Source organism: Spirochaetota bacterium (assembly GCA_034190085.1).
Lineage (GTDB): Bacteria > Spirochaetota > UBA4802 > UBA4802 > JAFGDQ01 > JAXHTS01.
In genome coordinates, this window is sequence record JAXHTS010000050.1 from 1 (window position 1) to 15,506 (window position 15,506).

Genomic DNA, 15,506 nt, shown 5'->3' on the forward strand with positions numbered 1-15,506 from the left:
TGATATTGGCATGATGAATCTCACTTAGAGCCTTTGTAAGCTGAATGGCAACAAAAAGAAACTTGATAATATCATTATGCAAAATATTTATATTTTTATAAAGCGGTTCACCTGGGAAGTCCTCAAGTATGAGAGCAAGACCATCTCTGAAGTTTTGAGTGTCATACGACTTAATAAAACCTTCAGATTTAAGGTTTTTGATAATCGAGAATTCTTGTCTGAATTGTGCAGCCTGAATAGGTGTATCAAATTCTGTAAGGAATGTTTCTATTAGAACCGGTTTGTTGTCGCTTTTCCTTGTCCCTCTGTATAGAAAGGAATGATAAGCCTGAAAAATCTCTTCATTTAATTTATAATCTGGGAGTTCAATCATAATTATCTCCCCATGTTTATAATTAAACAGGTGGTATCTTAATTAGCAGATTTAGAATGGTATTATTTATTTAATCTCCTCAACTTGACTCTATTTTTATTATCATCTATAAGGAAATAGCGCAACAACCGATGAAATAGGCAATAAACCAATATTTTATAGGTGTTATTGCACTTATGTTCAAAATCCACCTTCCCCTTCCTTGCTGGAGAATTATTGCTCTTTGAAATTTGTTGTTACCATTACAAATATTATAGGTTAATATATTAGTATTTTTTTTCTGGAAGTTATAGTATTATATTACTTTTAATTATATTGACAATAAGAATTTCAACTGCATGACGGTTTTTATACTTCAATGAGAGGGTTGGCGGGAACTGGGGATAGGTAGTAATGAAAAGAATAAAAGAAAATCAGAGTGAGCAAGGGATACTTTTCCCAAATCATTATGTAGGAGATCGCCTTTGTTGGGGTGATGAAGTTTTTCTATTCAAAGCGTTATTAGAGAAATTAGATATAGGTTCCATAACAGGTAGTTACAGCAGCGAGGGAGGGAAGATGTTTTCTCCTCAAGATCATTTAAGTGTTTTATTGTATGCATTTTATAAGGGTATAACCAGCAGTGTGAAGATGTCAGAATTAGTGAGGACTGATTTACGTTTTATATATTTAGCTGGTGGTCATATAATAAAACGCAGGATAATCTGTGATTTCAGGATAAGGCATCGCGAGGAGATTAGAAAGTTATTTGAATCTTTAATATCCTTAGCCGTGGATGCTGGGATCGTAAGAACTAATAGCTTATTCGCATTGGACGGTAGCAAGATTGAGGCACAGGCGAGTTTTAGTAAGAAGCGGAAGAAGTCTGAATGGATCAAGAGGCAGAAGGAGATAGTTGAACACGTTGACAGATATTTAAGAGAATGGGAGGAGCGAGATGAATTGAAAGAGGATATTGAAGAGAGGAAGAAAAAAGAATTTGAGAAGATCAGAAAGAGACTAGATGTCATAAAGGATGGCCAATATAGATGTAAAGAAGAGACATATGCTGAAGGTAGTGGAGATAATGATAAAGGAACTTCCTCTTTAGATGACAAAGAAGATGTTTCTTTTTAAAAGGAAAGTAAAGCTTGAGTTTCTAATAATGGCAATAGCATATAATCTGGGGAAAATAATGAAATATGTTAATGGTAATAAGACTAGTCTATGTAAAAAAGTAAAATAGAAGAAAGTCTTACACTTGTACATCAATAAGAGATCTTTAGAATATTTACATTGCATTGTAGGGTTGATATGTTAGAGTAAATAAAGGATTGGCCAAATTAAAATTCAGTTTTTAAGAGCTATTTCGATTGCTCATCACTTCACAAAAAGTCAGTCAGGTTGAGTAATTTATTGTTTATTACTTGAGCAAATAATACCGAATATAGAATATAGATTAAATTCGATTATATGTAAATCCTATTGTCAATACACTCACAACCTTTATTATAATAATCCAAAATTGCAAATCTTTTCATAAACTGGTTGGTTATCTAATCATATTCTATTTTGTGATCATTATTTAAATCTATTAAACCTAATAGTATCATATTAACTCGATTTTATTGAAGTAACTGATATGAAAAATTGAGAGTTATTTATTGATTTGAGGTCTTATTATGAGAAATGGAAGATATGAGAAGAAATCATTATCGTTTCTACTATTATTTCTAATACTAACAATAATCTTATTTCTACTACCAATCACTTCTTTTGCCCAAAAGAAGAAGGTTTTTACTTTTAATCATAAACAACTTAAGCCCCTGCTTGAGTTGAAGGTGCCTTCTAAATATCAAGTGTTGTGGAAGGAACTCTTGAATTCAAAAAGGGAAAACGTTGATCCCAATAAAATTTTTCGAAAATATAGGATTGATGTTGATTTAATGTTAGATGATATGAAGATAAAGAATAAGCAAAAAGTCTATTTAAAAGAACTTGTATTGGGTAATAATCCAGTTATAGCGATTGTTCAGAAGGGATCAGCGACTGCACCTAAGGGAACAGTCCAATACGATATTGTCTATGGTATTCGCTATGATTTTGATAGGATAATTAGCAAGTATACAAATAATATCAAATTAAAAATTGTTTTTTATCCAGGCGGAGTATTAGGGGATGAGCCTGATTTTATAAGAAAGATCAAACTTGGGGAATTGCAGTGGTGTGGCGGACAGATGATCATGGGTCAGATGGTAGCACCTGAGCTTTCAGTTTTTGATTTCCCCTTTCTTTATGACTATGAGCCAAATCTTTATTGGGATGAATTAAAGTACTGTCAGATTGATTGGATATGGGGCAAAGCAGCACCAACAATAAATAATTTTTTGAATAAGAGAGGATTTGTACTAGGCGGCATCAATGATGGAGGATGTTGGTATGCTATCGCTTCCAGACATTTTCCTGTAAAAACTGCAGAGGATCTCAAAAAACTAAGCTTTCCCATATTTGTAGGATCACGTATTGCGTCAGAAATCACAAAGGCATTAGGATTTAGAAAGGTAATAGTCAGCAGGGTTTGGGATCTTACTCCGAATTCTGCCACTGGAATAATTGATTCAATGATATGCGCCTATTATTGGCAGGTTCTGCTTCAAACCACCCCATACTATAATTATGTTACCGACTATCCCTTAAGTGGATTTTCTGCGGGCATTCTTATTATTGATAAATCCTTTTTTAGTACAATTGTAGGTATAATTAACAAGTATGGAGGTCTTATGGGACTCCAGAGTAAGGATGGGATTGCTATTTGTAGGGATCTTTTATTATCGATGAATAAAACCTTAAAGGAAATCGGCCGAAAGGTTATTAGAAAGGCTGAGGGTGAAGCAAGGCAGAGGCTTATTAGTTCAGGGAAATTGGAGTTAATCCATTTCCCCAGAAAGGAAATAACAAAAGTAAAGGGAAAAATTTTGCCTTTATATAGCACTCTCGCTGATAGAGAAGATACATATCCTCAATGGTTTCTTGATGATATTCTCAAATATCGGGAAGAGTATAGGGAAGCAAAGAGGAGCGGCAAGGTGAATAGATGGCTGGATGATGGAATTTATCCCGATGGTTATGACGAATGGTTATGGATTAGGGAATGGACACCCTATGAATAATATGGGAATGTGTAATCTTTGTAAAAAAATAGGTATATTACCAATTCAATAATCAATTGCTATGAATCTTAACAGGGCAGATAGTTCAATCGGATATAAGCTGGCATTCCATTTGAGGAAGATTGAGACCATTTTCTCTATTTTAGAGAGATATATCATAATTGCAATTATCCTACTTATTTTGACGTTGAGCTTCGGGAGTATTATTTTACGAAATGTCGGTTTTTCTATCCCTCCATGGGTAAGTTCCATTCTTCAACAGGCTGTTTTATGGGTCGCATTCCTGGGAGGTGCATTAGCATCCAGATACAATAGACAGGTTAATTTCAATATCCTTTTTCACATCTTTGAGAAGCGAGCATACATAAATAGAATATTGATCATTTTAATAAACCTATCCATTGTCCCAGTTGCGGTATTATTCTGTATTGGTGTATTCAATTATGTGAGATTTGAAAGGGAATGGGGAATAGATATCCCATCTCTTGGGATAAAGAGTTGGTATTTTGCTACAATACTCATCTATGTATTTGCTATGATTGCATTTAGATATTTTGTTCGGTTTCTTGAGGCTGCAAAAGGAATACCTTTTCCTGAAGAGAAAGAAGAAGCGAAGAGCGGGGGAGAAGAGATTTAATTATTCAAATCGATTTTCGCAACTTTTCAATTAATTGGTATAAGTATATATTTTTACTCCCATAGTAAGACTACCTTTTTTAAGTAAGATTTAATCATCAATAAACTGCGTGAGGATATTGTGGAGTATTTTTTGTTAATAATCCTTTTAATTATAATATTATTCTTCCTCATTGGGGCTCCCATCTTTGCCGTTGTAGGGGGGGTGGCATTACTAGGTTTTCTACATGATGGAGAGAGCCTAACCATTGTAGCTCAGGATATCTATCGACTCGCTTCAGCCCCTGGTTTTATTGCGCTTCCGCTATTTATCCTTGCTGGATATTATATAGCTGAAAGTAATTTTGCAACACGGTTATTAAGATTTTTTGAGGCAATCGCGGGATCAATAAAGGGAGGAACCATTTTAGCAGTTCTCTTGTCAGCCTCAATATTTACAGCATTCACTGGGGCTTCAGCAATAACCGTAATTGTGATCGGGGGGATAACACTTCCCATTTTAAAAAAATTACATTATTCCGATAACTTTTCACTTGGATTGGTTGCTATTTCCGGCAGTAGCGGAATACTCTTTCCGCCTTGTTTTGCAGTTATTCTTTATGGAATAATTGCAAAGACTAGCATCCAAGGAATCTATGTAGCTGGTTTTATCCCCATACTTCTAGTAATAACATCCTTTTTTGTATATTCTATGTTTAAGAGCAATAGGGAGGATATCCAAACAAAACCATTCTCCATGAAGGAGTGCATAAAAGCGACATATAATATACGATGGGAAATGCCATTATTGATAGGTATAGTGATTAGTATATTTTGGGGAATCATCACAATTGAGGAGGCTGCTACAATAACCGTTATAGGATTTATAATAATTGAGGGATGTATTTTAAGGGAGATCAAGTGGGGTATTTTGCCAAATATAATATGTGAAAGCATGATGATGCTTGGAGCAATATTTCTCATAATGGGAAGCGCTCTGGCGTTGTCTCACTATATGGTCATACACGAAATCCCTCAGAGTATAATGGATTACTCAGAGGTATTCATAACCCATAAACTGCCCTTTTTGATTTTTCTTAATGCCTTTCTGCTTATCGTTGGGATGATAATGGATCTCTTTTCAGCAATACTAATTGTAATACCCCTAATAATCCCTGTCGCAAAGCTATACGGGATAGATCCACTTCACCTATCTGTAATATTCTTTATCAATTTGGAATTGGGATATGTGACACCGCCATTTGGGATGAGTCTTTTCATAGCCAGTCTGCGGTTTAAGAAACCTATTATTGAAATACTTAAGGGAGTGTTGCCATTCTTTTTAGTTGGAATAATATGTCTAATAATCATTACCTATTGGGAGGGATTAAGCTTGTGGCTTGTAAGATTTCTTAATATTCAAATATTTTCCTTATGATACAACGAATCGATATTACTAAGGAGGTAATAATGCTTAAGAGAGTTATTCATCTTCCAGTTTTTGCTCTGCTTTTACTTTCAGGCTGTGCCGGTAGTCATTATATACAGAAGAAGGCATTAAATATGATAGGTCCAGCAGTGCCTGACCTGATAGATTCAATGTTAAAACAGAGAAGCGGAAGCGTTGCCAAAGAAGGAATTGCCGGGAATATCCTGCTTTTAGCTGCCATGGCAGAGATGACACCTGATAATAAAACCTACCTTGTTGCGGTTAGCATGGCTTACACATCCTATGCGATGCTTATAGAGGATGAGAATGAGGAATTTTCAGTTGAACTCTACACCATTGCTAAGGAATTTGGTTTGCGTGCCCTAATGACAGATGATGATTTCAAAGAGGCCTATGAAAAGGGAGGCATCGAGGCGACAAAGGAGGCTATTGAAGATATGGGGAAGGATTATGTCCCTGCCCTCATTTGGACCGCCTTATCATGGGGGATGTGCATGCTTAAGACAATGAGCAAGGATGCAATGGCTGTTCAGCATCTCCATAATTTAGAGCATATGATTAAACATGCTATTGAAGAGGATGAAAAATATTTTTATGGCATATCCCATCTGTTCCAAATGGTAATAGCTGCCTTTATGCCCCCTATGATGGGCGGAACACCGGAAAGGGTTGAGGAAGAATTCAAAAAAGTGATGAAAATAAGCAATTTTTCACTACACCTAGCCTATGTCTATTATGTTGAATTCTATGCCATCCCCTATGAATTAGAAGATAAATTTGACGAGATGTTAGAAATCGTAATAAATACTCCGACTTCTAAATATCCCAATATAGCTCTGCTTAATGAGATATCAAAGATGAAGGCTAGGAGACTTCTTAATAATAAAAGCGAATTCTTCTATTGGGTAGACTAGGCAGCGTTCCTTGAGAAAAAAATAAAAAAAATCAATTATTATGTGACATAAATATAGATTGACAATTTTTTATTATTATTTAGTAATAATGTTCATAATGTCTACAATTCAAAGGGTTTACATAGCTGAATATGTGGGAAGTAACTTGGGAATTATCTATAATACTGATTATATACAAATATTTTAAGAGCGGAGAAATATGATGATTTGGAATTTATTAACACTTATTTTATGTTTATTTACAATTCTATTCTTTAGAAGACTTGACCGCTCTAATCTAAGAATGATAAAATTAAAAAGGTACTCAACAAAGATTTTTAACGACTTTAAAAAACTCGCTGACCTTGAAAACAGAAAGTATAACGATGCTACCATAGAAATGGATATCCTAATCAAAAAGGCAAACTCTCAAATTGCAAACTTAAGAGAGTCTATAAGCGAATTAGAGAATAGACTTGAAGGATTAAATAATGAAAAGACAATGTTAAAGAAGGCTGAACAGGACCTTCATGTTATTTCAAGCGCTGCAAGGGATGTAAATAAACAAATTGAGTTCATTAGTGCATCAAGTCTTAGCTTTAACGAAATAGAAAAGAAAATATGCTCATTAACAGAGAGGTTGCCAAAACTTGAAAGTGAAAGTTCTATAATAATTCAGGCTTTTAACGACAGGGTTCGCAGGAGATCAAGTGAACTTACTGAGGAAACATCTAATCAGATCAATCAAATTAGAGAGTCAGTGAAAAACGAGTTAAATGAAATACTTATTTCAGCTAGGGAAAAAATAAATTTTTTGAGTACGGATTATTCTGATTCCATTTCGAATATGGAACAGAGGATCACTGACACAGGCGATGCGCTTTTAGATAATATACAGTATAAGATCGATATAACAGCAAAATCTATAAACACCCTGGAAACTAAATTGGAGACAACAGAACAGAAGGTCATCTCGGAGTTAAATATTAAGGTATGTAAGTTTGAAAAATCAATAGCAGATGTTGAAAAGATTGATATCAATATAGAAAGGATGAATGTTAGGCTAAGGAGCATGGAAGATAGCATATCCGAATCCAAGACAAGGCTGATTGAAACATTTGAGGAAGAGGTTAATAGGGCTAGAGCTGAGATAGATAATCTGGATATCCACACAATCTCAAAGAAGGATGAAATTGTAAAGGCAACGAGAAAAGAGGCTGAAGAGATCAGGTTAAAGATTGATGCTTTTGAAAAGAAATATATTGAACTGGAAAAAGGCATAACAGAAACGATTGATGAAAAATTGGGAAATATAGTCACAGAGTATCAATCTATTGAAACCAGGTTCAATAATCTCATTGGTCAGATGTCAACCCTTGAGGAACAATATAATGGCTATAGCAATCATCAAATGGAAAGGATTCAAAATGAGTTCTCCTCCATGGAACAACGACAAAGGAATATTATGAATGAAATACTACAATACGAGGAGGATCACAAAATATTCTCAAAGAGTGAAGAGATGTTCAGGAAGGTCAATAAATCTGTTGAGAATTTTCAAAGGATTTTGGATGAGGCAGGTGATAAATCAGAAAGACTCGAAAGATTACTGGAAAATATTGAGAGCATGGAGGACTTGAGGATTACTGTTGACCGAGAACTAAAGGCATTTGAATCAAAGAAGAGTAAAATAAAAAATTTTGAAGCCGATATTAAGGCGCTTATGGAGGTATCAGAATTTGCTACAAACAAATCTCATCAGTTGGATGATAACATAATAAAAATTGATCAAGTAAATATGAGAATAGACGCTCTAACTGATAGTTATTCTAATCTGGAGTCAAGGATAGCAGAGCTTCACGAATATGATGACATTATCTCTAATAACCTTGAATCCATATATAAAACTGAAATGACATCAAAGAGTATTGAAGGAAAGATTGCGGCCTTCAAGGGCACAATCGATAGATCAGAAAAGAGAATCCAGAAGCTAACAGAGTACCTGCGATCTACTGAAGAAAAAACCCTGATTTTAAAATCAAGGGAACAGGAGATACAGGTAGTGGAGGATAAATTCGCTGAATTAGAGGGATTGACCCTTCACATAGAGAAGAGAATTGATCAGATTCATGCTATGTTTCAAAAAGTAGAGTCAATACGGGAAGAGGTTAACCAAACAGATAATAAGCTTCAAAAGATGTTTAATGAGACAGACCAAAAGATCAGACAGTTTGCAGATTTTCTTCAGGCAGTAGAGAACAATAATCCAATTGCTAAACAGCTAAAGGGGGATATTCCTTTGGGGAATAACATTAATGATAATATTATTAAAACTGTAAGAGAACTCTCCATGAAGGGATGGTCTTCCTATGACATATCCCAGAAGCTTTTAATTGATGAAAATGCTGTTAGATTGATTATTAATACTTCATCCCTTTAATTTGTAATTATAAATTGCTATCTATCGCCTATCTCTCTTCTCTCTGATCCTTTCCCTTACTTCCATCATTATCTCCTCATCGGATTGTCTCTTTCGAAGGATAATTCTATACTTAATATCAAAGAAGGCTGGTTCAACCACCTCTTCAGGAAAATCAAAGTTCCATCTCTTTACGTCTTCAACTATAAGATTATCAATCTCCATTAGATATGTAAGAACCTTTGGTCTAACCTTCATCAATTGTCCGGAATCAGGGAACAGCCACACAGTAATAACACCATCCCTCTTCTCATCAATTTTATCGAGTTTCCTTAACTCCTCACAGATGCGTTGATCACCATCAGCATCATTCAAACGCCTGATAGTGCTTAAAGACTTCATCTGAGACAAGTGATATCCATCAGAGCTTATGAGAACCCTGAATAACTCTTCAGATTCAGGATCAATCCTTAAAAAGCCATTATTCTGTAATAATACTGGGTCCTTCTGTGCTGAGGAACAGGCCATTATAATCATTAAAGATAAACTAGGTATTAGCCTAAAAATCCGCATTATCTCCCTCCCAATAATCAAAACAATATTGGATTGTTCTTGCAATATTATATAATTTGGAAGAAAATAATTTTCAATAACTTTTTCTGTCTTAATAATCAGGAAACTACCTATTTATACCTTTTCAGGGGTTGTCCTTATTCAGATTTCAATTCCAGGGGTCTGGATATTTTCAATTGACTCCTTCCCATTATTATAGGATGAAGAGGTGTTATGATTTTATCGAAATATTCAATTAGCGGCAAAATGAGCCATGGAGGGCTTATTTTATGCATTAAATGATAATTTGTTACATGAACTCTTTGACTCAAAATGGTTGTCCTTTTATGTAATTAGAAAAATAAGAATGCTCCCATTTTAATGATTTAGAAACAAATACAATGGCAAACCTATTGAACAGGATACTGGAATTCATACTGCCTGCTAATGACTTGATTATATATCTCTTTCTATTCCTTAGCGCAATTATTGAAAATCTTTTTCCGCCCATTCCCGGTGATACAATAACCGTCTTTGGGGCTTTTCTTGTCGGTACAGGCAGATTAGATTATCTGCTTGTATACCTCACTACTACTATTGGCAGCGTTATAGGTTTTATGATTCTATTCATAATAGGCAAGTCTATCGGAAGAGACTATTTCCATAACAAGGATTATAAGTTTTTCTCAGAAAAGAATATCAATGCTGCTGAGGGGTGGTTTCTTAAATATGGTTACCTTGTTGTTTTGGGGAATAGATTCCTTCCAGGAATAAGGTCAGTGATTTCAATCGTTTCTGGCTTTTCAAAACTAAAAACAATCAAGGTGTCTCTTTATGCCCTTATCAGTTCCTCTATCTGGAATCTCATATGGATACATACAGGATTTCTTCTTGGTGATAATTGGGAAATCGTACGTGGGAAAATAGGAAAAATTTTAAATAATTACAATATAGTCATTACTATCTTCATTATTATTATTATTATTGTTATTATTCTAATATACAAGCGTAGAAATAAATAGATAGGGTTGTGAATATATAATTTTTCGTCGTTTAGAAAGTGAAGAATAGCGTATAGATATATCTTCACACACTTTGGAGGATCAGCAAATGAGGATAATCCCCATAGTAATAAATGAGAATCCCTAAAAAAGCTATTGGGTAAATTAAATAGTTGATTAAGCTGAGACTTTAGTATAATCTTGTTTTATCATATGCAATGGTGTGGGAATTGAAATCTATTCATTTATCAACAAACATATGCAAAATGATTATTTGTTGAGTGAAGGAGGATTTAGGGATTCTGAGATTATAAATCCCTTAGGAGTAAATATTCACTATAATTCTTTGTTGCGAAGTATCTTTTCTTATTGCCAGCCTAAAACAACAGGATATGATTGTTTTTTTAGCTTATATTATAATACACAAAGAGGAAAATAAATGGATATTGATGAGATAATAACAGACGATAGAATCCAGATTGACACTGATATATTTGAGAGTGATCTTATTTCAATAGATCATTTCCTTCCTGATAAGTTATACATCATACCAATTCGATATAGACCCATCTTTCCTGGAATAGTAACACCTCTAATTATTTCCCAAGGCAAATTCTCTGAATCCATTGATATGGTTCTCAATTCTTCAAGGACTATAGGACTTATCTTATTGAAAGATGACGATATCGAATCGATCAAGGTTGATGATCTGTATCGATATGGAACCGCTGCAAAAATTCTTAAGAAGATTAACCTTCCTGATGGCGGGATAAATGTTTTAATTAATAGCATTAAAAGATTTAAAATAAACGAGATAACATCAGAAAAGCCACATTTCATTGCAGGGGTGGAATACCTTGAAGATGAGGCTAATAAAAAGAATATTGAGATAAAGGCATTAACAAGATCTGTCTTAAGCCAGCTTAAACTGTTATCTGAGAACAATCCTCTCTTCACTGAAGAGATGAAGCTTACTATGGTAAATGTTGATGAACCTGGCAAAATTGCTGATTTTGTTACCTCAATACTAAATTTGGAGAAAAAGGAATATCAAGATATCCTTGAAACGATAAATGTCAAGAAGCGACTAGAAAAAGTGCTGCAATTCCTGCATAAAGAGATGGATGTGCTTGCGCTTCAGAAAAAGATTCAGAACCAAATAAATGAAAAAATAGACAAGCAACAGAGAGATTTCTTCTTAAGGGAGCAGCTAAAGGTAATAAAAAATGAGTTAGGGATGGAAGGGGATGAGAGAACCCGAGAAATCAATGCGATGAAGGAAAAGATAGAGACGCTCTCACTCAAGGGAGAGGCTAAGGACAAGGTAAAAGAGGAAATAGAGCGACTCTCCTTAATGGATCCAAATACATCAGAGTATTCTATTAGCAGAAACTATATGGAAACAATACTATCCCTTCCTTGGAATAATTTGACTACGGAATCAATTGATCTTGAAAAGGCGGAACGGATATTAAACAAGGATCATTATGGCCTTGAGGATGTTAAGAAGAGAATATTAGAATTTCTAGCGGTTAGAAAATTGAAACCCGACGCTAGGGGTTCAATCATATGCCTGGTGGGACCACCAGGAGCGGGTAAAACATCGCTTGGGAAATCAATCGCAAAGGCATTAAACAGGAAATTTTTTAGGATGTCCCTAGGAGGCATCAGGGATGAAGCAGAGATCAAAGGTCACAGAAGGACTTACGTCGGAGCCATGCCAGGCAAAATAATACAGGGATTGAAAATCTGTAAATCAAGGAATCCTGTTTTCATGCTTGATGAAATAGATAAACTTGGACAGAGCTTTCAGGGAGACCCAGCCTCAGCTCTGTTGGATGTTCTGGATCCTGAGCAGAATTATGAATTCAGGGATCACTATCTTGATATCCCTTTTGATCTATCAGATGTGCTTTTTATAACAACAGCAAACGCTCTAGATACTATCCCTAGGGTCCTGGCAGACCGGATGGATATCATAAGACTATCCGGATATATACATGAGGAGAAATATCAGATTGCAAAGAAGTACATTCTCCCAAGGCAGATGGAAAAGCATGGACTTATGAAGAATTCATTAAAGATCGACAAAAACGGTTTCTTATACATAATAATTAACTGGGCACGTGAATCAGGAGTGAGAAATTTAGAGAGACAGATTGAAAAAATATGCAGAAAAGTCGCTACTCTTATTGTAAAGAATGAAAAGCCTCCCACTGGCTTCTTAAGCAATGAAAAGATAAGGGAATATCTTGGACCTGAGATCTACCCCGAAAAGGAGGTTTATAAAATAAGTAAGCCAGGTATGGTCAATGGCTTAGCATGGACATCTTTAGGTGGCACTACGCTAACGGTAGAAGCCATTGAGGTTGAAAATTCTAAGGGTGAAGCTCTCAAGATAACGGGACAGATAGGAGATGTGATGAATGAATCAGCCAATATCGCCTATACATACATTCAGCATATATTATCAAAGAATGAAAAAACAAAAGATACCCTTTTTAAAAAGGGTATCCATCTCCATGTGCCTGCCGGAGCCACACCAAAAGACGGCCCCTCAGCTGGTATAACAATGGCGTCCTCGCTCTTCTCTCTGATCACCGGCAAGGTAATAAAATCTGATATTGCAATGACCGGCGAACTAACCCTCAGCGGCAGGGTTTTGCCAGTTGGCGGTATTAAAGAAAAGATTATTGCTGCAAAGAGAGCAAACCTGAAAGAAATTATCCTTCCAGCCCCGAATAATAAAGATTTATCAGAGATACCCGACTATATAAAAAAAGGCTTAAAATTCTACTTAATCAACGAAATGGATGAGGTTATAAATATAGCCTTTAACAATAAAAAAAAGGAATCTGGAAGAGATGGGAATTAAAAATCTTATGGAGGATATAATAATATCCGTAGTAAAGGAGGTCTTATCTAAAGAAGATAAGGAGTTACTACATTCAAATACATATAAACAAGATATAATTACATATGTATTAAATAGGGTACCTCCTATATATTACACCAGCGAAAGGGGGGTTCTTCATGGAAAGCTCAAATCACAATTTGCCTTCCAACAGAGAATTGACATATTATTTTTAACACATGAAGCCATAAAAGTAATCAAAAATCGACGGGCTTCCGAGATACACTCAGATTATATGAAGATCGATAAAATGATATATTTTATTCCGCATATAATTGGCGAAGTCCTTGAGGAGACATCATTCTCAATAATACCTGATGTAGAGGCGCTTCTGCTATTCAAGGGAGAACCTGCCTTGATGATAGATTCAAGCTGGAAAAATCCTTACATCACTAACAACGCCACTAAAGGATATTATCATTTTTGGCCTGAATTTATTGAAGGTGAGATGGATAAAGAAAATGAAATTAATTTCCAAATAATCTTCAATCATCCTAACTTTCAATTGAAGAAAATTGAATTAGTTGTAAATGTAGTTAAGAACTTTACATTTTATAAATCATACATTATACCAATCGCTCTACTCGAAACAAAAAAGGAGGTTGACTTCTCATTTTAAATGAATAACATTCATGTTTATTAGACTATTAACATATTTTTTTATATATTTGATTATATTACACTTAACAACAGATCTTGCCTTAGCCTCTGGAAAAGCGACATCAATGGGATTACTCACTTCAATTGCCTCTGACGGCCCCTTTGATGTTGTAAGAAATCCAGCCCTTTTAACCCTACAAAAAAAAAATAATAGCACAGGTATTTTCTCATCCTTTACATCACATCATACCAGCTATTCATCAACACTGAACAATATTTACTCATATAATTCATACATGTCTAGCAATGAAATTATAGATTTTCAGATGTATAATAACTTTGGCAAACCTGATCTATATAGCATGAATATTCAACTTGCTTATACCGCTGTAATAGGAAAGTCTTTCTTCGGACTATCCCTCACAGGAATAGAATCAGAGATATACACCTCATCCAAGAGAAGATATATGTCAGTATCGAACGTGACTATGACGGAACAGAATTCATTAAATACAACATCTGCACAAGAACTTGTGCATGCTATTGAAAAAATTAAGGGACTTGCACCATCTTTTATCTCTGCAGTAGGATATAATATTACAAAGAAAAATTCAATTGGTTTCCAATTATCCTTGGGTTATTTACAGAAAGAGATGGAAATAATCACAAACTCAATATCCATAACCGAGTCTAATGAATACTATGAAGAGACAAAGATCCAGAAAGATACTTACGCTTATTCAGCGGAAATGGGCTTTGGATATCTATATAAAGAGAGTGGAACTCATGTCGGCATATTATTAAGATCCGGGGATTTTACATTGAAAAGGGAGGAGATGGAGTTCAGCAAAAGCTCTACATATTCAATCTATCCTGACTCCTCTCCCTTTGGAAAATCTGATTATTCATATATTGGCAGGTATACGAAGGGCGCTGCTCTATCAGCGGGGTGTTATAAGAGAATAAACCCTCTCTTTGCTATTGCAATTGAGGGAACACTCAAATTTGAAAATGTCTATAATGATAAAGGGTTGGAATTTTCTGATATATATACCCCATCAATAGTTAATGCTTCTTCTTATATTACTGAAGAGTCCTATTATCAAAAAACCAAAAATTCGATATTTATAAAGGGAGGAGTCGAATTCAATCCCATCAGTAGGCTGGCATTTTTGCTTGGTATGGGATATACATCATACAATAATGAAAGATATCGGAATGACAATACTTACTACACAGATGAGACTCTTAGCGACAGTCAAACTGATTATTATCTTTTCACATCAGGAATTGACTTCAGACTTTCCAGTAACCTTAAATTGAATTTAATTTCAGTTTTAATCAACTATAATAATACTACTCACATCAGGATTCGAAATGAATACATGATTTTACGAATGAAAGATCATGTTCATGGTTATATGATCGAATTAGGATTAGGAATAACATCTTCCATATGATCCGACGATGGCGTAGAACGCTTCGCACTCTTTTCAAATTAAATAATCTATTGCAAAAGGCATCGCTGAGAATAGGGGCC

The 15,506-nt window shown here is 34.9% G+C and carries 12 protein-coding genes; 10 read left to right on the plus strand and 2 right to left on the minus strand.

Features of this window, described 5'->3' with window-relative positions; all coding sequences use genetic code 11:
- Window positions 1-373 (minus strand): hypothetical protein (locus SVZ03_09210; GenBank protein ID MDY6934384.1); only part of this gene is annotated, 373 nt, incomplete at its 3' end.
- Window positions 374-766: 393 nt separating this feature from the next.
- Here SVZ03_09210 and SVZ03_09215 point away from each other — a divergent pair.
- The 6 genes from SVZ03_09215 to SVZ03_09240 all read left to right on the plus strand — a co-directional run bounded on the left by SVZ03_09215 (window position 767) and on the right by SVZ03_09240 (window position 8,920).
- Complete coding sequence (locus SVZ03_09215; GenBank protein ID MDY6934385.1) at window positions 767-1,489, plus strand: transposase; 723 nt, start codon at window positions 767-769, stop codon at window positions 1,487-1,489.
- 545 nt (window positions 1,490-2,034) lie between these two features.
- Window positions 2,035-3,522, plus strand: a complete 1,488-nt coding sequence (gene dctP / locus SVZ03_09220) for a TRAP transporter substrate-binding protein DctP (protein ID MDY6934386.1) — start codon at window positions 2,035-2,037, stop codon at window positions 3,520-3,522.
- Between the two features lie 61 nt (window positions 3,523-3,583).
- Window positions 3,584-4,159, plus strand: a complete 576-nt coding sequence (locus tag SVZ03_09225) for a TRAP transporter small permease (GenBank protein MDY6934387.1) — start codon at window positions 3,584-3,586, stop codon at window positions 4,157-4,159.
- 120 nt (window positions 4,160-4,279) lie between these two features.
- Window positions 4,280-5,575, plus strand: coding sequence for a TRAP transporter large permease subunit (locus tag SVZ03_09230; GenBank protein ID MDY6934388.1), 1,296 nt, complete (start codon window positions 4,280-4,282; stop codon window positions 5,573-5,575).
- A 32-nt stretch (window positions 5,576-5,607) separates the two neighbouring features.
- Window positions 5,608-6,501 (plus strand): TRAP transporter TatT component family protein, encoded by an 894-nt coding sequence (locus SVZ03_09235; protein MDY6934389.1) that lies wholly within the window; start codon window positions 5,608-5,610, stop codon window positions 6,499-6,501.
- A 199-nt stretch (window positions 6,502-6,700) separates the two neighbouring features.
- Entirely contained in the window at window positions 6,701-8,920 is a 2,220-nt protein-coding gene (locus SVZ03_09240) for a hypothetical protein (GenBank protein MDY6934390.1), read from the plus strand.
- A gap of 21 nt (window positions 8,921-8,941) precedes the next feature.
- Here the strand turns inward: SVZ03_09240 and SVZ03_09245 are convergent, their stop codons facing one another.
- Window positions 8,942-9,472: a hypothetical protein gene (locus tag SVZ03_09245; GenBank protein ID MDY6934391.1), complete on the minus strand. Its 531-nt coding sequence runs from the start codon at window positions 9,470-9,472 to the stop codon at window positions 8,942-8,944.
- Between the two features lie 380 nt (window positions 9,473-9,852).
- Between SVZ03_09245 and SVZ03_09250 the strand changes: the two genes are divergently transcribed.
- The 4 genes from SVZ03_09250 to SVZ03_09265 all read left to right on the plus strand — a co-directional run bounded on the left by SVZ03_09250 (window position 9,853) and on the right by SVZ03_09265 (window position 15,426).
- The gene (locus SVZ03_09250; protein ID MDY6934392.1) at window positions 9,853-10,473 is read left to right on the plus strand and encodes a DedA family protein; all 621 of its coding nucleotides are present in this window, start codon (window positions 9,853-9,855) and stop codon (window positions 10,471-10,473) included.
- A 418-nt stretch (window positions 10,474-10,891) separates the two neighbouring features.
- Complete coding sequence (lon, locus tag SVZ03_09255) at window positions 10,892-13,327, plus strand: endopeptidase La (GenBank protein ID MDY6934393.1); 2,436 nt, start codon at window positions 10,892-10,894, stop codon at window positions 13,325-13,327.
- On the plus strand, window positions 13,317-13,985 hold the full coding sequence (locus SVZ03_09260; GenBank protein MDY6934394.1) for a late competence development ComFB family protein: 669 nt from the start codon (window positions 13,317-13,319) through the stop codon (window positions 13,983-13,985). The genes lon and SVZ03_09260 overlap by 11 nt, the downstream gene beginning before the upstream one ends.
- A 13-nt stretch (window positions 13,986-13,998) precedes the next feature.
- The gene (locus tag SVZ03_09265; GenBank protein MDY6934395.1) at window positions 13,999-15,426 is read left to right on the plus strand and encodes a hypothetical protein; all 1,428 of its coding nucleotides are present in this window, start codon (window positions 13,999-14,001) and stop codon (window positions 15,424-15,426) included.
- Window positions 15,427-15,506: the final 80 nt, after the last annotated feature.